We start from the raw sequence: 19,259 nt of genomic DNA on the forward strand, positions 1-19,259 counted from the left end.
TACTGGCCTTGGGGGAGGACGGCCTCCCCAGCCCATCAGCACGTTAGCCGCGGGGACGACCCTGCCTTGAATGGAGGGTCGTCATGGCCTGGAGCATCCTGTTCGTCGCGGGCCTTCTCGAGATCACCTGGGCGATCGGCCTGAAATACACCGAGGGCTTTACCAGGCTTGTTCCGTCCGTCGTCACGCTCGTGGCCATGGCCGGCAGCGTCATCCTGCTCGGGCTCGCGCTCAAATCCCTGCCCGTTGGAACCGCCTATGCGGTCTGGACCGGCATCGGCGCGGTCGGCACCGCAACACTGGGCATCATCCTGTTCGGCGAGCCGGCCACGGCCCTCCGTCTTGCCAGCATCGGGCTGATCGTCGCCGGGATCGTCGGGCTGAAGCTCGTTACTTGACGAAGATCTTGACCGCCCACCAGGTCAGCGCCGCCACGATGGCCGAGGCCGGGATCGTGATCACCCAGGCGTAGACGATCGAGCTGGCAACGTTCCAGCGCACCGCCGAGACGCGGCGGGCGGCACCGACGCCGACGATGGCGCCGGTGATGGTGTGCGTGGTGGAGACGGGAACCCCGAGATAGGTTGCCATGAACAAAGTCGCGGCCCCGCCGGTCTCGGCGCAAAAGCCCTGCATCGGGGTCAATTTGGTGATGCGCAGGCCCATGGTGCGGACGATGCGCCAGCCGCCCATCAGGGTGCCCAGCGCCATCGCCGCCTGGCAGGACAGCACCACCCAGAACGGCACCGAGAAGTCGCTGCCCAGATGGCCCTGCGAATAGAGCAGCACCGCGATGATGCCCATGGTCTTCTGCGCATCGTTACCGCCATGGCCGAGCGAATAGAGCGAGGCGGAGGCGAATTGCAGGATACGGAAGGCGCGATCGACCGCGAAAGGCGTCGAGCGCACCGAGGCCCAGGACACGATCGCCACCAGCATCATCGCGAGCAGGAAGCCGATCAGCGGCGACAGCACGATCGCCAGCACCGTCTTGGTCAATCCGCTCCACACCGCAGCCGAGATCCCGGCCTTGGCCATGCCGCCGCCGACGAGCCCGCCGATCAGCGCATGCGACGACGAGGACGGGATGCCGAGCGCCCAGGTCACGAGGTTCCAGACGATGGCGCCGACCAGGGCCGCGAAGATCACCTGGGCATCGACGATCGAGGGATCGATGATGCCGGTGCCGATGGTCTGGGCAACGTGCAGGCCGAACACCATGAAGGCGACGAAATTGAAGAACGCGGCCCAGAATACCGCGAATTGCGGTCGCAGCACGCGGGTCGAGACAATGGTCGCGATCGAATTGGCGGCATCGTGCAGGCCGTTCAGGAAATCGAACAGCAGCGCGACGGCGATCAAGCCGACCAGGACGGGAAGACCCAACGCGGCATCCACAGCGGCCTGTCCTAAACTTGCTCGATGACGATGCTGTTGATCTCGTTCGCAACGTCGTCGAAGCGATCCGCCACCTTCTCGAGGTGGTCGTAGATCTCGACGCCGACGATGAAGTCCATCGCATTGCCGTCGCGATGCTTGAGGAACAGCTCCTTCAAGCCGATGTCGTGGAGATCGTCGACGCGGCCCTCGAGCTTGCCGAGCTCCTCCGTGATCGCGGTCAGCATGGCGACATTCGGGCCGATCGACTGCATCAGCGGCAGCGCGCGGCCGACCAGATTGGCGCATTCGATCAGAAGCCCGCCGATCTCGCGCATGGGCGGCTCGAAGGTGCGGACCTCGAACAGCATCACCGCCTTGGCCGTCTGCTGCATCTGGTCGATGGCGTCGTCCATCGACGTGATCAGGTTCTTGATGTCGCCGCGGTCGAACGGGGTGATGAAGGTGCGGCGCACCGCCGTCAGCACCTCTCGGGTGATGTTGTCGGCATCATTCTCGAACTGGTTGACGCGCTGGCAATAGACCGGCGTCTCCTCGCCCCCGTTCAGCATACCCTGGAGCGCGATGGAGCCCTGGATCACCGTCTGGGCATGCCGGTCGAACAGGTCAAAGAACCGTTCTTCCTTGGGAAGGAAAGCACGAAACCATCGCATCATGGGGGTAGGCTACCGGTTGGAAATGGCCCGGCCCTGTCGGGCCGTCATGAAACTGTCATAGACCATTTTCGATCCGCGCGCGTGTCATCTCACGCCCGCGGAGCCGGATCATCCACCGCTTTCAGGCGGGCAGTAAAACACTTTTGAATCAGCTACTTAGAGCGATCGCCGGAAGTAATGCGCGATTTCGCCGATGACGCCGCGGCGGAAGGTGAGCACGCAGATTACGAAGATCGAGCCCTGGATTACCGTCACCCACTGGCCGAAGCCGGCGAGATATTGCTGCATGGCGATGATCGCGAACGCACCGACCACGGGGCCGAAGATGGTTCCAAGGCCGCCAACCAGCGTCATCAGCACGACCTCGCCCGACATCGACCAATGGACGTCGGTGAGCGAGGCGTTCTGCGCCACGAACACCTTCAGCGCACCGGCAAAACCGGCCAGGGTTCCCGACAGCACGAAGGCCAGGAACTTGTACTGGTCGGTCCGGTAGCCGAGCGAAATCGCCCGCGGCTCATTCTCCCGGATCGCCTTCAGCACCTCGCCGAACGGCGAGTTGATGACACGGAAGATCAGCAGGAAGCCGGCGAGGAACCCCACCAGCACGACGTAATAGAGCACCGTCGGCTTGGACAGATCGAACACGCCGAACATGTGTCCCTGCGGGATGCCCTGGATGCCGTCCTCGCCGTGGGTGAACGGGGCCTGGAGGTAGATGAAGTACAGCAGCTGCGACAGCGCCAGCGTGATCATCGAGAAATAGATGCCCTGGCGGCGGATCGAGATGTAGCCGGTGATGAGCGAGAGCACGAAAGCCGCGGCGATGCCGACGAGGATGCCGAGCTCGGGCGGCAGCGCCCACACCTTCAGCGCATGCGCGCAGCAATAGCCGGCGGTGCCCAGGAACATGGCGTGGCCGAACGACAACAGGCCGCCATAGCCGATCAGCAGATTGAAGGCGCAGGCGAGCAGCGCAAAGCACAGCGCCTGCATCACGAAGAACGGGTAGACGCCCGTGAATGGCACCGACGCCAGCAGCAGCGCCATCACGACGAAAGCGATCATCTCGTCGCGCATCGCGCGAGGGGTCACCGGCAGCGTGTCGTCCGTCAGGGTTGTCATATCAGGCCGCCCTTCCCGTCAATCCCGTTGGCTTCACCAAGAGCACCAGCACCATCAGCACGAAAACGACGGTGTTGGAGGCCTCGGGATAGAAATACTTGGTCAGACCCTCGATCACGCCCAGCGCGAAGCCGGTGATGATGGAGCCCATGATCGAACCCATGCCGCCGATCACGACCACCGCGAACACGACGATGATGAGGTCGGCGCCCATCAGCGGCCGCACCTGGTTGATCGGCGCCGAGAGCACGCCCGCGAGCGCGGCAAGGCCGACGCCGAGACCATAGGTCAGCGTGATCATGCGCGGCACGTTGATGCCGAAGGCGCGCACCAACGTCGGATTTTCGGTGGCGGCGCGCAGGTAAGCGCCGAGCTGGGTCTTCTCGATCAGGAACCAGGTCGCCAGACACACGACCAGCGAGAACACGACCACCCAGCCGCGATAGATCGGCAAGAACATGAAGCCCAGATTCATGCCGCCCTTGAGCTGGTCCGGAATGGCGTAAGGCAGACCGGAGGAGCCGAAATAGTTCTGGAACACGCCCTGCACGATCAGCGCGATGCCGAAGGTCAGGAGCAGGCCGTAGAGATGGTCGAGCCCGGTCAGCCATTGCAGCATGGTCCTTTCCAGGATCATGCCGAAGATGCCGACGATCACGGGTGCGATCAGCAGCGCCCACCAGTAGTTGATGCCGCCGAGGCTCAACAGGAAATAAGCAACGAAGGCGCCCATCATGTAGAGCGCGCCATGGGCGAAATTGATGATGTTGAGCATGCCGAAAATCACGGCAAGCCCGAGACTGAGCAGCGCGTAGAACGAGCCGTTGATCAGTCCCACCAGTAGCTGAGCGTATAGAGCCTGCATCGATCCCGCACCCGGTCCCTTCGGCGTTCCCTGAAAGTCGCCCGCGGGCCTGATGGCCTGCGGGCGGTTATCTTACTTCTTCAAGAGCGCGCACTTGCTCTCGGACAGCGGCGTGAAAGCCTGATCGCCCGGCACCGTGCCGACCAGCTTGTAGAAGTCCCACGGCCCCTTGGATTCGGAGGGCTTCTTCACCTCGAACAGATAGGCGTTGTGGATGGTGCGGCCGTTGGGCTGGATCTCGCCCTTGCCGAACAGATCGTCCTCCGTCGGCATCGACTTCATCTTCTCGACGACCTTGACGCCGTCATGGGGATTGCCGCCGAGCGCTTCCAGCGCCTTGAGATAGTGACGCACGCCCGAATAGACGCCGGCCTGCACCATGGTGGGCGGTGCGTTGTTCTTCATCCTGTCAGCGAAGCGCTTCGAGAACGCCCGGGTTTGGTCGTTCATGTCCCAGTAGAAGGTCTCGGTGAAGTTGAGGCCCTGCGCCGTCTCCAGTCCGATCGCCTTGACGTCGGTGAGGAAGAGCAGCAGCGCCGCGAGCTTCTGGCCGCCCTTGCCGATGCCGAACTCGGCAGCCTGCTTGATCGTGTTGGTGGTGTCGCCGCCGGCATTGGCAAGACCGATGATCTTTGCCTTGGATGACTGCGCCTGGAGCAGGAATGACGAGAAGTCGGGCGTGTTCAGCGGATGCTTGACGCCGCCGACCACCTTGCCGCCGTTGGCGGTGACGACCGCCGTGGTGTCGCGCTCGAGCGCCGCACCAAAGGCATAGTCGGCGGTCAGGAAGAACCAGGTGTCGCCGCCGGCCTTCACCAGCGCCTGGCCGGTGGTGTGGGCCAGCATGTAGGTATCGTAGGTCCAGTGCACGGTGTTGGGGGAGCACTGCGCGTTGCTGAGATCCGAGGTCGCCGCGCCCGAATTGATGTAGACGCCGTTCTTTTCCTTGATGACGTTGTTGACGGCGAGCGCCACGCCGGAATTCGGCACGTCGACGATGATGTCGACCTTGTCGACGTCGAACCACTGCCGCGCGATCGCGGTGCCGATGTCGGGTTTGTTCTGGTGATCGCCGGAGATGATGTCGATCTTCCAGCCCTTCGCCGCCAGGCCGGAATCCTCAACGGCCATCTGTGCGGCAAGCGTCGAGCCGGGACCGCCGAGGTCGGCGTAGAGGCCGGACTGATCGGACAGCGCGCCGATCTTGACGGTCTTGTCCTGCGCGGAGGCGACGCCTGTTACGGCGAAGGTGAGCGCGGTGGTCAGCAGCAACGATGCAATCGACTTCGTCTTCATGCAACTTTCCTTTTTGAATTTTCTCGTTGGCAGTTCTAGACACCCAAATAGGTGTGGAGCTTGTCCATGTTGGCGGCAAGATCCGCATTGGAAAATCCGTCAATGATCTTGCCGTGCTCGACCACGTAGTAGCGGTCGGCGACGGTGGATGCGAAGCGGAAATTCTGCTCGACCAGGAGGATCGTGAACCCCTCCTTCTTGAGCCGCGCGATGGTGTGGCCGATCTGCTGGATGATGACCGGCGCCAGGCCCTCGGTCGGCTCGTCCAGCATCAGGAAGCTCGCGCCGGTGCGCAGGATGCGCGCGATCGCGAGCATCTGCTGCTCGCCACCGGATAGCTTGGTGCCCTGGCTGTTGAGCCGCTCCTTCAGGTTCGGGAACAGATCGAAGATCTGATCGAGCGGCAGCCCGCCTTCGCGGACCACCGGCGGCAGCATCAAATTCTCCCGCACATCGAGACTGGAGAATATGCCCCGCTCTTCCGGGCAGAATGCGATGCCCATGCGCGCGATCTTGTCGGAGGTCGCGCGGATGATCTCCTGGTTGTTGAACTTCACCGAGCCGGTACGCTTGCCGATGATGCCCATGATCGACTTCAGCGTGGTCGTCTTACCGGCGCCGTTACGCCCGAGCAGGGTGACGACCTCGCCCGCGTTCACGTCGAAGTTGATCCCGTGCAGGATGTGAGACTCGCCGTACCATGCTTCCAGGTTGCGGATTTGAAGGATGTTTCCGCCGGTCGCAGCCTTGGCCGGAGCCTCGGCGATCGCAGTGTCAGGCATGACCGGCTCCCAGATAGGCTTCCTTGACGCGCTCGTCCTTGGTGAGCTCCGAGTAATGGCCCTGCGCGAGCACCTGGCCGCGCGTCAGCACGGTGATGATGTCGGACAGGTTGGCCACGACGCTTAAGTTATGCTCCACCATCAGGATGGTGTATTTCGCCGAGATCCGCTTGATCAGCGCCGCGATCTTGTCGATGTCCTCGTGGCCCATGCCCGCCATCGGCTCGTCCAGCAGCATCATCTCCGGGTCGAGCGCGAGCGTGGTTGCGATCTCCAGTGCACGCTTGCGTCCATAGGGCATCTCGACCGCGGGCGTGTTGGCAAACTCGTTCAGGCCGACATCGTTCAACAATTCGCGCGCGCGATCGTTGAAGCGGTTGAGCACCGACTTGGAGCGCCAGAAATCGAACGAAGAGCCGTGCTGGCGCTGAAGCGCGACACGGACGTTCTCCAGCGCCGTGAGATGCGGAAACACCGCCGAAATCTGGAACGAACGGACCAGCCCCATGCGGGCCACGTCGGCCGGCGCCATCGCGGTGATGTCCTGCCCCTTGTAGAGGATTTTTCCTGCGGACGGTTTCAGGAACTTGGTCAGAAGATTGAAGCAGGTCGTCTTGCCGGCCCCGTTCGGGCCGATCAACGCATGAATGCTCCCACGGCGAACCTTGAGCGCAACGTCACGGACGGCGAAGAAGCCCGCGAACTCCTTGGTCAAGCCTTCCGTTTCGAGAATAAACTCATCGGCCAAACAGATTTCCCCCTGCCCGCGCGAGCCGCGTGGCTATCCTTGTTGCTTCGGCTTTCCGGGGGCCTTGGAGCCTATCCTTGGAGCCCATCCGGAACGCCGTCTCCGGGCGCGGAATATGCCGGAGGTGACGGGGGTTAGGCAAGGCGGAAAGCTGAGCAGATCAGGTCTCCGGCTGGGATACAAATGCTCCCTTAGTCGGAGATGTTTTGATGTCGTGCCTGCCCGGCCTCCCGGTTCGCAAGACACCGGTCATCAAGCCGTCGTTAACGGTCTTTCGTCCGGCGCGCCAGCCTTCATAGAAAATTTTCCCGCAAGCGACATCATGTGCTGGTTTTGACGTTCCGGGATTATTGTTTTGGATTTCGCAAGCGCCGCTCCGTCCGTCGTCAAGTCGATCAGGCAGCGTGATCTCCTGAACACGTGGCTGCGACTTTATGCGCGCCAGCAGATCGCGCCGGCGGTCTGGGAATATCAGCCTGCGCGGCTCGAGGAAGAGCTGTCCGATCTCATCTATTATACGGTGGACGTTTCGACGCCGGCGCCGCGCCTCACCATCCAGAGCGAAAACACGCGCATCTCCCGCGCCTATGGACATACCGGCAAGGGCGTTCTGCTCGACGATTATCTCGGGCCGCGGCTCGCCCCCTTCGTGATGCCGGTTTACTATGAATGCGTGGCACGCGGGCTGCCCGTCTACAGCGTTGCCGATGTCGACGACATCTACGGACGCATCGTCGCGTATGAACGGCTGCTGCTACCTTTCCAGACGGGCGGCCAAGTCTGCCACGTCATCGCCTCGGTCAAGACCTTCTGCGAGGACGGCGGCTTCGAGATCAAGAATCTGATGCGCGGAAATGACTCGCTGCCGCGCCCGAAACTGCGCGCCGTGATCGATCGCGATCTCTTCCATCGCGCGCCTGGCCGCATCGCAACGGCCGACGTCGTCGAGTTCGCGGACCAGCCGGCTCCCGGCGTCACCAACGAGATCATCGAGCTGAACTAGACACTAACGCGTCCTGGCTCCGACTTCCTTGGCATAGATGTCCGGCTTGAAGCCGACCAGCAGCTTGCCGCCGATCTCCAGCACCGGCCGCTTGATCATCGATGGTTGCGCTAGCATCAGCGCCAGCGCCTTCTTCTCGGTGACGCCATCCTTGTCGGAATCGGGCAGCTTCCTGAACGTCGTGCCGGCGCGATTGAGCAGAGTCTCCCAGCCGACCTTGTCGCTCCAGTGCTTGAGCTTGTCCTTGTCCACGCCCGCTGTCTTGTAGTCGTGAAATTCATATGCGACGCCATGGGAGTCGAGCCAGGCGCGCGCCTTCTTCATGGTGTCGCAGTTCTTGATGCCGTAGATGGTGTTGGGCAAGATGTTCCTCGCGCATGGCGTACGTGATGTTCGCAGCGTTGTACGAAACTCCGCCTCGCGCGACAATATTGCGAACGACGCCAACTCGCCGAACGGACATCCCATGCACGTCACCCACGATCCCGCAGCCGCCGCCACGCCGACCATCGACTTCAACAGCTTCCTCGCGGTCGATATCCGCGTCGGCACCATCGTCGATGCGAAACCGTTTCCAGAGGCGCGCAAGCCGGCCTTTCGGCTGTGGATCGACTTCGGCCCGGTGATCGGCGTGCGCAAGAGCTCGGCGCAGATCACCGAGAACCATCCGCTCGAGACGCTGGTGGGACAACAGGTCGCGGCCGTCGTCAATTTCCCGCCGCGCCAGATCGGACCCGTCATCTCCGAGGTGCTGACGCTCGGCTTCCCCGATGCCGACGGCAAGGTCGTGCTGGTGCAGCCCAGCAGGCCGGTGCCGAACGGCGGACGGCTGTTCTAGCCGCGCGCGATCGAGTGCAGCGTCGCCTCTGTCGACGCATTCGCAACGACATCATCCTTCTCCTGCCAGGCCTCCAGACCAGCCAGACTTGACCAAAATCTTCTTTTGCATTAAAAATGACTGACTGATCGTTTTTTATTACGGTCCACTTATGTCCTGCCCAATTGGGATCAACGGTAAAACGATCGACCTGTCAGTTATTTAAGGACGGCGAGATGCCCAAGATCAGCGACAAGCAGCGCGAAAGTCGGCGACAGCAAATTCTCGAAGCTGCCCTCGCCTGCTTCTCCGAAGACGGTTTTCACCAGACCGGCATGGCCGACATCGTCAAACGCTCCGGACTGAGCCACGGCGCGGTTTATCTCTACTTCCAGAGCAAGGACGATCTGATCGAGGCACTCGCCGACGACCGGCATCGGCGCGAAGCCGTGCTCAATTCGGTCGCGCAAGGATCCGGCGATCCGATCGAAGGGCTTCACGCGCTGATCCGCGTCTACGCGCAATGGCTGACCGACCCCGCCGGCGAACCGCGCCGCCGTGTCGGCATCCACGGCTGGGCCGAAGCCCTGCGCAACCGCCGCGTCCGCACCAGCGTCGTCGAAGGCATCGACATGCCGCGCGCGCTGATCGTGGCGCTGGTCGAGCGCGGCCAGCATGACGGCCTGATCAGGCGCGACCTCGGTGCCGAAGCGATCGCACGCGTGCTGATCGCGATCTTCCAGGGTTTTGTGCTGCAAAAATGCTGGGGCGAGGATTTCGACGTCGAGGCCTGCATGGCGGCGGTGGCCGGGGTGATCGACGGCTTTCGCACGACCAGGCCTGACATCAAGCGGCGAACCAGGACGTAAGCGATGTCAGGAATCCACGACCTGCTCGCTGGCGCCGGCGTCGGCCTGGTCAGCGGATTGACGTCGGGCTTGATGGGAACGAGCCCGGGTGGCGGGCTCGTGATCTTCAGCGTGCTGCTGTTTGGGGCCGAACAACACGTCGCGCAGGGCACCTCGCTGATCACCCAGATTCCGCCGACGGGCCTCGCCGGCGCGCGCCGCTATTGGCGGAGCGGCAATCGCAGCCCCTTGCCGTGGATCGTCTGGATCGGCATCGGATTTCTCGTCGGCGGTGCCGGCGGCGGTTACGCCGCGGCGGCGGTTTCCGACCGGGTCTTGCAATGGACTTATGTCATCTATCTCGCCGCGCTGATCGCCCTGCTGATCCTGCGCCGCGATCGCAAGGACGGCGGCCGTGAGGCCGACGACCAGGACCAGCAGTCCCGGCTACCCCTGCTGCTCATCGGCCTGCTCGCCGGATTTTCCTCCGGCTTCATGGGCATCGGCGGGGGCCTGGCCATCACGGTCGGCCTTGCTGCGGGCCTGCGCGTGCCGCAGCATCAGGCGCAGCTCGTCAGCCTCGTTTTCTCGGTCATCCCGACCAACCTGCCGGCGGCCTGGATCTACTGGAGCAAGGGCCTGATGGTCGGCTGGCCGGCCATCACAGGTATTCTGGCCGGCCTCTGGATCGGCACGGATCTCGGCGCACGCATGGCCAACGGCGTCAGCAGATCGGTGCTGCGCCGGGTCATGATCGCCTTCGTCTCGCTGATGGCGCTCTACATGACGTACAAGGCGCTGACCTGATCTTACGGCCGCTGCGGAATGTTCAGCCCCCGCTGCACCGCCGGACGCGCGAGGCCCCGTTCGAGCCAGGCACCGACCGATTTGAACTGGGTGAATTCGACGAGCTCGCCGGCACCGTAGAAGCCGATGAGATTGCGCACCCAGCCGAGCATGGAGATGTCGGCAATGGTGTAGTCGTCATCCATGAACCATTGCCGTCCCGAAAGATGCGTCTCCATCACGCCGAGCAGGCGCTTGGCTTCGGCGACGTATCGGTCACGGGGCCGCTTGTCCTCAAAATCCTTGCCGGCGAATTTGTGGAAGAAGCCGACCTGGCCGAACATCGGCCCGATGCCGCCCATCTGGAAGTGCACCCACTGGATGGTCTGGTAGCGGCGCGCGGCATCCTCCGGCAGAAGCTTGCCGGTCTTCTCGGCGAGGTATTGCAGGATCGCCCCGGACTCGAACAGCGGCAGCGGCCTGCCTCCGGGACCGTTGGGGTCGAGGATCGCCGGGATCTTGCCATTCGGATTGAGCGAGAGAAATTCAGTCGTCTTCTGGTCGTCCTTGCCGAAATCGACGAGATGGACCTCGTACGGAAGTCCGATCTCCTCCAGCATGATCGAGACCTTGACGCCGTTCGGCGTCGGCAGCGAATAGAGCTGGAGCAACTCGGGATGTTTGGCCGGCCAGCGTCTGCTGATGGGAAAGGCGGACAGATCAGACATCGGGACTCCAGCTTCGTTCATGCGATGCCGCCTAATCTAGGCGAGCAGACGAACGACGCAAGGTCGAGCGGTCACATCATTTCCCGCACGGGGATGAGATCACAAGGGCCGCAGCAAATGACTGGTGGCGTAAATCACATCGCGCTGTGCGCGCTGCTTGATGAAGAGCTGTCCGGTGACGAGCAACGCGCTGGTGAAGACGAGCGCAAGCATTGCGGTCGCGAATTGACTGACATCCCTCATCGCACGAGCTTCTCTGTCATCGGTCCACACGGGGAACGCGGACCCGCCATCGACAGTTCCCGCATAGGTCAAATAAATTGCCACTTTTTCCCGATTTCCATATCATGGGCTGGCAGCCTCAATAATTGATCTCCATACGCAGTCCGCGCGGATCGGTCTCCTCCCCGCCGACACGTTGCGTGCTGTCGCGCGCCGCGATGGCGCAGGCACAGGCGTCGATGAGATCGTCGCGGCCGATGCCGGTGCCATGTCGCTGCGTCAGCCATTTCGGCAAGCGCGTAAAGCCGCGTTGCGCCAGCAGCGCGACGCGCTGCTTGCGGCCGAGCGCGGATGCCTTCTTCGCAAGCCGGACTCGCCCTGCGAGATTCCAGAACACCAATTCCGGATGCGCTTCGCCGGTCGTTGCCTGCCGCGCCGGAGTCATGATCTCGTCGACCTCCCTGATCTTGTCCCTGATATTCCAGAGCTGCGCTGACACGCCCCTGCCCTTGCCTTCATGCGCCCAGTAGTAACGGTTGGCCTCGGCCATGTCGGTGAACGTCCAGAGATCGCGGCGCGCACCGAGAAACACGGCGGGGCCAATCAGCTCGCGCGCTCGCAGGTCGCACAGGCGATAGCCGGCCGGATTCAATCCGATCGGCATGTCGATCATCGCACGCACATGCGGCAACGCGAGCAAACGCGTCAGGCCCGGCGAATAGTCGAAGCCATGATCGCCGCGCTCGCCGATCCAGGCCGCGACCCAGCCGAAACGAAATCCGTCGATGCCGAGATAGTTATTCACGCGCGCGACGCCGCCGCTGCCGAAGTTCGTTCACCCCAAGCTGCCACCTCGATGTTGCAGGAACGGCGCTCACGTTTCATCTCGTCAGATATTCGCGCATCAGGGCGCGAGCGCGGTGCAGCCGGGCCTTTACGGTCTGCCGGGACGCGCCGAGCGCGACGGCGATTTCCTCGATGGTCATTTCCTTGACGTCGCGCATCAGCGCGACGTCGCGATAATGCGGCGGCAGTGCCTCGAAGGCCGCAGCCACGTCGAGTCGCAGATCGGCTTCAGGGCGCGTCAGCAGCAGCGCTTCCGCCTCGCTCTCATCGATAGGCCGCGCGAGGCCTGCTTTGCGCGCCAACCGCAGGCATTCGCGGCGGACCACGCTGAACAGCCAGGCCGAAAACGCCAGCAGCGAGCGGATGGTGCCGACATGGCGGAACAGGATCCATAGCGCCTCCTGCGCCGCATCCTCGGCATCCGCCGAGCTGCGGCAGGTCGCGCGGGCGTAGCGGCGGATATCCGGCTGCGCCGTCTCGAGCAGCGAGGCGATCGCGTGGGGATCGCCGAGCCGCGCCGCTTCGAACAGGTTCGGCGAGATCGCCGCCGCACTCACGACACCCCTCCTCTCCCGATCCCCGCCATCGCGCACATCGGGCAATAGCCGACAAGGCCGGTCAGCGCGAAGCCGGCGCCACCCAGCGCGACCAGCCACGCCGTCGGGCCGGCCAGATAAACGGATGCCGCAACCACCACCGCGACTCCCGAGGCGATCCGCACTGCCTGGTGCAAGCCGCCGATGTTCTTCCTGTAAAATGCCATCGCATCCTCCGAGTTGAGCCGAGGCAAATTGCCTCGACCATCAAGAGGGCGCGCCGGCCGGAAAGGATTCGCGGGGCGCGTAATTTTTTTCGCCGGTCAGCCTCCGACGGCCTGATAGGCCAGGCGCTTGAACTCGAAGAAGAACGGATTCCAGAAGCCCATGTAACGTTGGGCCATCAGGACCCCCGCGGTATTGGCCTGCGGACAGATCCACCAATGCGTGCCGGCAAGCCCGCCCCACTGGAATTCCCCGGTCGAGTTCCGCGGATCAAACGGCGTCGGCGCGAAGGTAACCGCGCCGCCGAGGCCAAAGCCCTTGCCGGGGATCGGGCCGAGATTGGCGAAGCGGATGGTCTGCCCTGCCGGGAGCTGGTTCGTCATCATCTGCCGCAGCGTCTCCGGCTTCAGCAGCGCATCCGAACCGGGCAGCAGCGCGCGGACCAGCGCGAGCATGTCGGGCAGGGTCGAGACCAGACCGCCGCCGCCCGAGAGCCGCGGGAACGGCCGTCGATAGGCTTGCGGAAACGGCAGATTGTCGGCGCGCGTGAGCCCGGGCTTCATGGGGTCGAGCACATCAGCGCCATTGTAAAGCGCAACCAGCCTGCCCTGCTGCGCGTCCGGAACATGGAAGCCGGTGTCGGTCATGCCGAGCGGGTCGAAGATGCGCGCCTTCAGAAAGGCGTCGAGCGCTTTGCCGGAGACGACCTCCACGACACGGCCGAGCACGTCGGTGGCGACCGAATATTCCCAGTTCGTGCCGGGATGATACGACAGCGGCAGATCGGCGAGTTGGTCGATCATGTCGGCGAGTGGCGTCAGCGGATTGAGTACGCGCGCCTCGTTGTAGGCCTTGAACAGCACCGTGCCGGGATCGAAGATGCCGTAGCTGAGGCCGGAGGTGTGGGTCAGGAGCTGGCGGATCGTGATCGGGTTCTTCGCCGGCTCGACATCGGCAAGGCTCGAGGCGCCCGGCTTCAGCACCTTGCGACCGGCGAGCTGCGGCAGGAATGTCTCGATCGGGTCATCGAGGCCGATGCGGCCTTCCTCGACCAGCAGCATGATCGCGCAAGTGACGAAGATCTTGGTGTTGGAGAACGCGCGGAAGATATGGTCGGGACGAAGCGCGGTCTTAGCTTCGCGGTCGGCAAAACCGACGCATTGCTGGTCGACCACCTCGCCCCCGCGCAGCACGGCCCAAGATGCGCCCGGAATGATCTCCTGATCGACGTAGCGCTGCATCGCCGTCCGTGCGGCGGAAAAATCGGTCGTTCTGGCGTCCATTTACTTCCCCCAAATTGTGGTTGGGACGGATATAGCGAAAATCGGGAGGAAATGAAGGGCGCCCCCGAGGGCGCCTATTCTTCCCTCATGAACGCTGTGACGTGCAGGCAACGGCGGATGCGCATGCCCTGTCGCTGGTACAGCGCGATCGCCGACGCGTTGCTCGAAAACACGTGGAGGAACGGAATTTCCCCGCGCGCCTCGATCCCGCGCGCGACGGCCGCAAGCAGCGCTTGCGCATAGCCGCGGCCGCGATAGTCGGGATGCACGCACACGGCCGTCACCTCGGTGAACTTGCCCGGCTTCATGCGCTCGCCGGTCATCGCGACCAATTGTCCCCCGGCGCGAATGCCGAGGAACGTACCAAGCTCATGGGTGCGCCGCGCGAACGGACCGGGCTTCGTCAGCTCCGTCAATGCCATCATGGCAGGGACGTCGTCGGCCCCCAGAGTGACGATCTCGGCATCGCGGAGCGGACTGACCGCGGGCGAGCCGATCATCTGCTCGCAAGGCCCGGCGATCACGACCTTGAAACCGACGGGGACGTCAACCGGATCCGGCGTGAACAATGCTGCGACCTGCGAACCCGACAGCAGATCGCGCAGCGCGGCAAAGCTTGCCGCGGACATGTCCACCATGTCGGCAAACGGCGTCATGTCGACGGGATAGCGCAGCGCCCGCGCCCCGCCCTCGGCCAGATGCTTGTGACTGGTCGTCAGCGCGCTCCAGATCGGACGATCGAGCAGCGCCTCATCGCTGTCGGACACCGGTCTAGTCCTTGTCGAAGCTGACGATGACAGCGGCATTGGCGATGAGGATGGGATCGTTGGCCACTTCGGTCGCCGAGGGAATCTCCAACCCGCCCTTGACCGCGGTGACGGTCACGGTGCCGTAAGGAAGCTCCTTGGCCACAGCCTCCTTGTCGACGGCTTCCGGATTGGGTACCGCGATCGTGACGTCGACGAACATGTCGTTCGCGGTCTTGCCGATCATCCGGAAGAAGCCGAGGCTCGAGTGCCTGATGGCATCCGACACCGCGCGCTTGGCCGCCTTGGTGGCGTCCCTGCCGTGGACATCGACGCCCATACCCATCTCGGTGACGCAGCGAACACGAGTCATTTTGTTGTCCTGTGCTTGTTCGGTATTTGGGAGTGTGGGTGATCGATTCTCTCCAGACAAGCCCCTCTCGTGTCCCGGACGCGCTGCAACGCTTTTGCGTTGCTGCGCAGAGCCGGGACCCAGGAGGCGGCGAAGGTGGCTGACGCATGGGCCCCGGCTCTGCAGCGCAACGCTGAAGAAGCGCTGCGCTGCGTCCGGGGCACGAGACCAAACATCACCCCTTTGCCTTCTCATGGGCGCGCAGCTCGTCGACGAGCACGCGCACGTTCTCCGAATAGTCGATCGGGATCACGACCAGATGCACGCCGCCCTCTTTGAAAGCGGCATCCAGCGTCGGGCCAAAGCTGTCGATGCTCTCGACCCGATGCCCCTTCGCTCCATAGGCCTTCGCGTAGAGAACAAAATCAGGATTGCCAAAGGTCATGCCGTAGTCGGCGAAATGGTCGACGGCCTGCTTCCAGCGGATCATGCCGTAGGCGTTATCCTCCAGCACCAGCACGACGAGGTTGAGCTTGAGACGGACGGCGGTCTCCATCTCCTGGCTGTTCATCATGAAGCCGCCGTCGCCCGCGACCGCGAGCACGCGGCGGTCGGGATAGAGCATCGCGGCCATCATCGCCGACGGCAGACCTGCGCCCATGGTCGCCAGCGCATTGTCGAGCAGCAGCGTGTTGGCGACGCGGGTGCGGTAGTTGCGCGCGAACCAGATCTTGTACATGCCGTTGTCGAGCGCGACGATGCCGTTCTCCGGGATCACCTGCCGGATGTCGTGCACGATCCGCTGCGGCGTCGGCGGCCAGCGCGCCTCGGTGGCGCGGTCGGCGATGTGGCCGAGAATCTTCTCGCGCAGCGACAGCAGCGACGCGGCTTGCGGCAGCTTGCCTTCGAGCCGGTCGGCAAGCAGTTCCAGGCTGGGGCCGACGTCGCCAATGACCTCCGCGTCGGGAAAATAGACCAGCTCCACACTGGCCGACGTGTAGCTGACGTGAATGACCTTCGGGCCTGACGGCCCCATGATGAAGGGCGGCTTCTCGATCGGGTCGTGACCGATCGCAATGATCAGGTCGGCGGCATCGATCGCGTCATGAACGTAGTCGCGTTCGGACAGCGCGGCGGTCCCCATGTAGAGATTGGTACCGCCGGGCACGGTGCCCTTGCCCATCTGCGTGGTGAAGAACGGAATGCCGGTCCGCCGCACGAAGCTGGCGATACCGTGGGTCGCGCGCGGCCGGCTGGTCGCGGCGCCCATCATGACCAGCGGATGTCTCGCCGACAGAATCATCTCGGCGGCGCGGTCGAGCGTGGTGCGATGAGCGACCGGGATTTCGATCGGATGGACCGGGATCACGGGAACATCAGGCACTTCGTCACCCGCGATGTCCTCGGGCAATTCGAGATGCACCGGCCCCGGCCGCTCCTCCATGGCGACGCGAAAGGCATCGCGCACCACGGTCGGAATGCTGGAGGCGCTGACGATCTGCCGCGACAGCTTCGTCAATGGCTTCATGGTCGCGACCACGTCCACGATCTGGAAGCGCGCTTGTCGGCTGCTCATGATCGGCTTCTGGCCGGTGATCAGGATCATCGGCATCGCGCCGAGATGCGCATAGGCGGCGCCCGTTGACAGATTGAGCGCGCCGGGCCCGAGCGTCGAGAGGCAAACGCCGGGCTTGCCGGTCAACCGCCCATGCGTGGCGGCCATGAAGGCGGCGGCCTGCTCGTGACGGGTCAGGACCAGCTCGATCTTGGAGGTGCGGAGCGATTCCACGAGATCGAGATTCTCTTCGCCGGGAACGCCGAAGATGCGATCGACACCTTCGTTCTCGAGCGCCGCGACAAACAGGTCCGATCCCTTCACCTTGCGCTCCTGTCCGCTCATGTCGCCTCCGCTTGTGCTCGCTGCCGTGTTCCACGGCAGTTGGCACATGGTAGCGGCCTGCGGCGCCGGCACAACTCACAAAGGGCGGCACACGGCATCAACTTCGCCCTTGCCGTGCGAACCAAGCGAAACAATCGAGCGTCTCTCCGCGAGGCCGTCAGCATGCACGTTGCAAGCCGCGCGCAACCTGCTATCGCTCCGGCAATGACACCCAAATCCTTCGAAACCCGCTGCCTGCGCCTGCCCGCCGTCACCAAGGTGGTGCAATGGGAGGGCACCTCCGTCTTCAAGGTCGGCGGCAAGATGTTCGCGCTCGGCGGCGGCTTTGCCGCGCGCTCCGGCGGCTACATGTTCAAGACCGCGAACATGGCCTACGCCATGGTGATCGAGCACGGCCTGGCCCGGCCTGCGCCGTATTTGGCGCGCGCCAAATGGGTGCAACTCGTCAGCAACAACGCCTTACCCGATGCCGAGCTCATCCTGTATCTGGCGCAGGCGCACGCGCTGATCGCGGCAAAGCTGACGCGGAAGACACGCAAGGAACTCGGGCTCGCCTCACCGGAGCGATCATGACCATTCCCGCGTGCAGCACAGGGATCGCTCGCGGCGACATTGAGCTTTCATTGTTCCCCGTTATACTGCCGTTTCTGGATTCGATTTAGGGCATCGGCGTGGCGATTGATCTGAAGGCGGTCGAGCAACTCGCTACCGATCAATCCTCACTCAAGGCCGCCGCCGGCCTCGCCAAGCCCGCCAAATGGTCCGGTGTCGGCATGAGCCGTGATGCCGCGCTGATCTGGGGCGAATGCGCGGGCTCCGGCGCCAATCCGTACCGCGTGATGGCCGATCTGCGCGACCTCGGCAACAAGTGCACCTGCCCCTCGCGCAAATTCCCCTGCAAGCATGTGCTCGGCCTGTTGTGGCTGAATGCAGAAGCGGTGGTGCCGTTCACGCCCGCCGACACGCCGGCCTGGGTCAGCGATTGGCTCGGCCGCAGGCGCGGCCCGTCCGCAGCAAAGCCTGCAACCAATGCGCCGCCTGGCGGCGACAAGGATCTGGGTGCCGCGCGCGCCGCCGAGCCTGAGGTCGCAGACGACCCGAAGGACGTGGCGCGGCGCGAGGCCCAGGTAGCCAAACGTAACGAAGAGACCGAGCGCGCCATTTTCGATGCGCTGGATGCGCTCGATCAATAGATCGGCGACCAGCTTCGCATGGGATTGTCAGGCTTCATCGATGATGCCACGGCGCGATGCCGGCGGATCGCGGCGCGGCTTGTCGATGGCAAGGCCGCGGTGCTCGCCGGCCGGATCGACGAGCTGCCGTCCCGCCTCCTCGCGCTCTCCGCAGGCGACCGTCCGCGCGGCGCCGTGGTCGAGCTCGGCAAGCTCGTTCTGCTCGCGCGCGCCTTCCGCGCCACCCCGCGCAATACCGCGATCCGGCGCGCGGTCGCCGCATCGGAGACGCGCGAGACGGTGCTGGCCGATCCAGATGCGCTACGGGTCGATGCGGATTGGGAGGTGCTTGCCGAGCAGGTGCAGACGCGCCGTGACGGGTTGGTGTCACAGACGACATGGCTGCTCAACCTCGCCGCGGCCGGCCCACGCTTCGCAATGCTGCTCGATTTTTTCCCGGCAAGCGCGGGAAGGCGCGGTTCGGTCTTCACGCCCGGCGAGCGCTTTCATGGCGAGCTCGTCTTCTATCCGTCGGCGCAGCCGCTTCGCGCCCTGCTCGTCCGGCGCGACGCCACGCACGAGATGCCGCCGCCGGCATGGCCCGCGCCGGATGACACACTCTCCGACGCGTTGACGCGACCGTTGCTGGCAGAGCCCTGGGTGATCGATATTCCGCTGCTGCTGCCGCAGGGGCGCATCGCGCGCGACGCTGCCGGACACAAATGGTGGCGATCGGCCGATGGCCTCGCGACGCTGCCGGTGGCCTCCGAGGTCAATGGCATTCTGTGCGGCACCGATCTCGCGCGCACCGCCGCGATCTGGTCGGGCAATCGGCTCGCGATCCTCGCCGCGCAGACCCCTTGGGGGCGGATCGGCGGCCATGACTGAGGCAACCAGGGCCGAGACGATCCTTGATGCGATGGGT

The 19,259-nt window shown here is 63.9% G+C and carries 25 protein-coding genes; 8 read left to right on the forward strand and 17 right to left on the reverse strand.

The window, feature by feature from the left end; genetic code table 11:
• The first annotated feature begins 83 nt into the window (after positions 1-83).
• On the forward strand, positions 84-398 hold the full coding sequence (gene sugE / locus GDN70_RS23030; protein ID WP_028145062.1) for a quaternary ammonium compound efflux SMR transporter SugE: 315 nt from the start codon (positions 84-86) through the stop codon (positions 396-398).
• Here sugE and GDN70_RS23035 read toward each other — a convergent pair.
• From GDN70_RS23035 to GDN70_RS23065, 7 genes are all read right to left on the reverse strand, one after another.
• Entirely contained in the window at positions 391-1,398 is a 1,008-nt protein-coding gene (locus tag GDN70_RS23035) for an inorganic phosphate transporter (RefSeq protein WP_028145063.1), read from the reverse strand. The two genes, sugE and GDN70_RS23035, sit on opposite strands and share 8 nt — an antisense overlap.
• Before the next feature lie 11 nt (positions 1,399-1,409).
• A complete protein-coding gene (locus tag GDN70_RS23040) occupies positions 1,410-2,054 on the reverse strand; it encodes a DUF47 domain-containing protein (RefSeq protein WP_018317614.1) in 645 nt (214 codons plus the stop codon).
• Between the two features lie 156 nt (positions 2,055-2,210).
• The gene (locus GDN70_RS23045) at positions 2,211-3,179 is read right to left on the reverse strand and encodes a branched-chain amino acid ABC transporter permease (protein WP_028145064.1); all 969 of its coding nucleotides are present in this window, start codon (positions 3,177-3,179) and stop codon (positions 2,211-2,213) included.
• Position 3,180: 1 nt separating this feature from the next.
• Complete coding sequence (locus GDN70_RS23050; RefSeq protein ID WP_018317616.1) at positions 3,181-4,044, reverse strand: branched-chain amino acid ABC transporter permease; 864 nt, start codon at positions 4,042-4,044, stop codon at positions 3,181-3,183.
• A 72-nt stretch (positions 4,045-4,116) separates the two neighbouring features.
• A complete protein-coding gene (locus GDN70_RS23055; RefSeq protein WP_028145065.1) occupies positions 4,117-5,340 on the reverse strand; it encodes an ABC transporter substrate-binding protein in 1,224 nt (407 codons plus the stop codon).
• Positions 5,341-5,375: 35 nt separating this feature from the next.
• Positions 5,376-6,122 (reverse strand): ABC transporter ATP-binding protein, encoded by a 747-nt coding sequence (locus tag GDN70_RS23060; protein WP_038972499.1) that lies wholly within the window; start codon positions 6,120-6,122, stop codon positions 5,376-5,378.
• Complete coding sequence (locus GDN70_RS23065; protein ID WP_018317619.1) at positions 6,115-6,870, reverse strand: ABC transporter ATP-binding protein; 756 nt, start codon at positions 6,868-6,870, stop codon at positions 6,115-6,117. Before GDN70_RS23065 ends, GDN70_RS23060 begins: the two co-directional genes overlap by 8 nt.
• A 355-nt stretch (positions 6,871-7,225) precedes the next feature.
• Between GDN70_RS23065 and GDN70_RS23070 the strand changes: the two genes are divergently transcribed.
• Positions 7,226-7,873, forward strand: coding sequence for a hypothetical protein (locus tag GDN70_RS23070; RefSeq protein ID WP_050995694.1), 648 nt, complete (start codon positions 7,226-7,228; stop codon positions 7,871-7,873).
• A gap of 3 nt (positions 7,874-7,876) precedes the next feature.
• Here GDN70_RS23070 and GDN70_RS23075 read toward each other — a convergent pair whose 3' ends face one another.
• On the reverse strand, positions 7,877-8,236 hold the full coding sequence (locus GDN70_RS23075; protein WP_038946481.1) for an ArsC family reductase: 360 nt from the start codon (positions 8,234-8,236) through the stop codon (positions 7,877-7,879).
• A gap of 103 nt (positions 8,237-8,339) precedes the next feature.
• Between GDN70_RS23075 and GDN70_RS23080 the strand changes: the two genes are divergently transcribed.
• From GDN70_RS23080 to GDN70_RS23090, 3 genes are all read left to right on the forward strand, one after another.
• Positions 8,340-8,711 carry a tRNA-binding protein gene (locus GDN70_RS23080; RefSeq protein WP_038946480.1) on the forward strand — a complete coding sequence of 124 codons (372 nt, stop codon included), beginning with the start codon at positions 8,340-8,342 and terminating at the stop codon, positions 8,709-8,711.
• A 215-nt stretch (positions 8,712-8,926) separates the two neighbouring features.
• Complete coding sequence (locus GDN70_RS23085) at positions 8,927-9,559, forward strand: TetR/AcrR family transcriptional regulator (RefSeq protein WP_038972501.1); 633 nt, start codon at positions 8,927-8,929, stop codon at positions 9,557-9,559.
• Positions 9,560-9,562: 3 nt separating this feature from the next.
• Positions 9,563-10,345 carry a sulfite exporter TauE/SafE family protein gene (locus GDN70_RS23090; protein WP_038972502.1) on the forward strand — a complete coding sequence of 261 codons (783 nt, stop codon included), beginning with the start codon at positions 9,563-9,565 and terminating at the stop codon, positions 10,343-10,345.
• Positions 10,346-10,347: 2 nt separating this feature from the next.
• On the opposite strand, the gene GDN70_RS23095 is transcribed toward GDN70_RS23090, so the two are convergent.
• From GDN70_RS23095 to GDN70_RS23140, 9 genes are all read right to left on the reverse strand, one after another.
• Positions 10,348-11,052, reverse strand: a complete 705-nt coding sequence (locus tag GDN70_RS23095) for a glutathione S-transferase family protein (RefSeq protein ID WP_038946479.1) — start codon at positions 11,050-11,052, stop codon at positions 10,348-10,350.
• Positions 11,053-11,151: 99 nt separating this feature from the next.
• A complete protein-coding gene (locus tag GDN70_RS23100) occupies positions 11,152-11,379 on the reverse strand; it encodes a hypothetical protein (RefSeq protein ID WP_049801662.1) in 228 nt (75 codons plus the stop codon).
• 34 nt (positions 11,380-11,413) lie between these two features.
• The gene (locus GDN70_RS23105) at positions 11,414-12,079 is read right to left on the reverse strand and encodes a DUF429 domain-containing protein (protein WP_038946478.1); all 666 of its coding nucleotides are present in this window, start codon (positions 12,077-12,079) and stop codon (positions 11,414-11,416) included.
• 76 nt (positions 12,080-12,155) lie between these two features.
• Positions 12,156-12,677 (reverse strand): RNA polymerase sigma factor, encoded by a 522-nt coding sequence (locus GDN70_RS23110; protein ID WP_028145074.1) that lies wholly within the window; start codon positions 12,675-12,677, stop codon positions 12,156-12,158.
• Positions 12,674-12,883: a DUF2892 domain-containing protein gene (locus GDN70_RS23115; RefSeq protein WP_028145075.1), complete on the reverse strand. Its 210-nt coding sequence runs from the start codon at positions 12,881-12,883 to the stop codon at positions 12,674-12,676. Before GDN70_RS23115 ends, GDN70_RS23110 begins: the two co-directional genes overlap by 4 nt.
• A gap of 96 nt (positions 12,884-12,979) precedes the next feature.
• Positions 12,980-14,164, reverse strand: a complete 1,185-nt coding sequence (locus GDN70_RS23120; protein WP_085968477.1) for a serine hydrolase — start codon at positions 14,162-14,164, stop codon at positions 12,980-12,982.
• A 74-nt stretch (positions 14,165-14,238) separates the two neighbouring features.
• Positions 14,239-14,931: a GNAT family N-acetyltransferase gene (locus GDN70_RS23125; RefSeq protein WP_038972503.1), complete on the reverse strand. Its 693-nt coding sequence runs from the start codon at positions 14,929-14,931 to the stop codon at positions 14,239-14,241.
• A 4-nt stretch (positions 14,932-14,935) separates the two neighbouring features.
• A complete protein-coding gene (locus GDN70_RS23130) occupies positions 14,936-15,283 on the reverse strand; it encodes a Lin0512 family protein (RefSeq protein WP_026201886.1) in 348 nt (115 codons plus the stop codon).
• Between the two features lie 214 nt (positions 15,284-15,497).
• Positions 15,498-17,162, reverse strand: coding sequence for an acetolactate synthase large subunit (locus GDN70_RS23140; RefSeq protein WP_038972504.1), 1,665 nt, complete (start codon positions 17,160-17,162; stop codon positions 15,498-15,500).
• Between the two features lie 204 nt (positions 17,163-17,366).
• Between GDN70_RS23140 and GDN70_RS23145 the strand changes: the two genes are divergently transcribed.
• The 3 genes from GDN70_RS23145 to GDN70_RS35560 all read left to right on the forward strand — a co-directional run bounded on the left by GDN70_RS23145 (position 17,367) and on the right by GDN70_RS35560 (position 19,222).
• Positions 17,367-17,735 carry an MmcQ/YjbR family DNA-binding protein gene (locus GDN70_RS23145; RefSeq protein WP_038972505.1) on the forward strand — a complete coding sequence of 123 codons (369 nt, stop codon included), beginning with the start codon at positions 17,367-17,369 and terminating at the stop codon, positions 17,733-17,735.
• Between the two features lie 98 nt (positions 17,736-17,833).
• Positions 17,834-18,355: an SWIM zinc finger family protein gene (locus GDN70_RS35555; protein ID WP_244625810.1), complete on the forward strand. Its 522-nt coding sequence runs from the start codon at positions 17,834-17,836 to the stop codon at positions 18,353-18,355.
• A gap of 18 nt (positions 18,356-18,373) precedes the next feature.
• Positions 18,374-19,222, forward strand: coding sequence for a hypothetical protein (locus GDN70_RS35560; RefSeq protein ID WP_244625811.1), 849 nt, complete (start codon positions 18,374-18,376; stop codon positions 19,220-19,222).
• The last annotated feature ends 37 nt before the right edge of the window (positions 19,223-19,259 follow it).

The organism is Bradyrhizobium sp. TM102 (assembly GCF_009176685.1).
GTDB lineage: Bacteria > Pseudomonadota > Alphaproteobacteria > Rhizobiales > Xanthobacteraceae > Bradyrhizobium > Bradyrhizobium ottawaense.

Bases quoted from the DNA above. Each gene is read 5' to 3' on its own strand.
- GDN70_RS23040 (WP_018317614.1), bottom strand. From the start codon at position 2,054: ATGATGCGATGGTTTCGTGCTTTCCTTCCCAAGGAAGAACGGTTCTTT.
- GDN70_RS23095 (WP_038946479.1), bottom strand. From the start codon at position 11,052: ATGTCTGATCTGTCCGCCTTTCCCATCAGCAGACGCTGGCCGGCCAAA.
- GDN70_RS23130 (WP_026201886.1), bottom strand. From the start codon at position 15,283: ATGACTCGTGTTCGCTGCGTCACCGAGATGGGTATGGGCGTCGATGTC.
- GDN70_RS23145 (WP_038972505.1), top strand. From the start codon at position 17,367: ATGACACCCAAATCCTTCGAAACCCGCTGCCTGCGCCTGCCCGCCGTC.
- GDN70_RS23050 (WP_018317616.1), bottom strand. From the start codon at position 4,044: ATGCAGGCTCTATACGCTCAGCTACTGGTGGGACTGATCAACGGCTCG.
- GDN70_RS23060 (WP_038972499.1), bottom strand. From the start codon at position 6,122: ATGCCTGACACTGCGATCGCCGAGGCTCCGGCCAAGGCTGCGACCGGC.
- GDN70_RS23120 (WP_085968477.1), bottom strand. From the start codon at position 14,164: ATGGACGCCAGAACGACCGATTTTTCCGCCGCACGGACGGCGATGCAG.
- GDN70_RS23080 (WP_038946480.1), top strand. From the start codon at position 8,340: ATGCACGTCACCCACGATCCCGCAGCCGCCGCCACGCCGACCATCGAC.
- GDN70_RS23045 (WP_028145064.1), bottom strand. From the start codon at position 3,179: ATGACAACCCTGACGGACGACACGCTGCCGGTGACCCCTCGCGCGATG.
- GDN70_RS23090 (WP_038972502.1), top strand. From the start codon at position 9,563: ATGTCAGGAATCCACGACCTGCTCGCTGGCGCCGGCGTCGGCCTGGTC.
- GDN70_RS23085 (WP_038972501.1), top strand. From the start codon at position 8,927: ATGCCCAAGATCAGCGACAAGCAGCGCGAAAGTCGGCGACAGCAAATT.
- GDN70_RS35560 (WP_244625811.1), top strand. From the start codon at position 18,374: ATGGGATTGTCAGGCTTCATCGATGATGCCACGGCGCGATGCCGGCGG.
- GDN70_RS23055 (WP_028145065.1), bottom strand. From the start codon at position 5,340: ATGAAGACGAAGTCGATTGCATCGTTGCTGCTGACCACCGCGCTCACC.
- GDN70_RS23140 (WP_038972504.1), bottom strand. From the start codon at position 17,162: ATGAGCGGACAGGAGCGCAAGGTGAAGGGATCGGACCTGTTTGTCGCG.
- GDN70_RS23115 (WP_028145075.1), bottom strand. From the start codon at position 12,883: ATGGCATTTTACAGGAAGAACATCGGCGGCTTGCACCAGGCAGTGCGG.
- sugE (WP_028145062.1), top strand. From the start codon at position 84: ATGGCCTGGAGCATCCTGTTCGTCGCGGGCCTTCTCGAGATCACCTGG.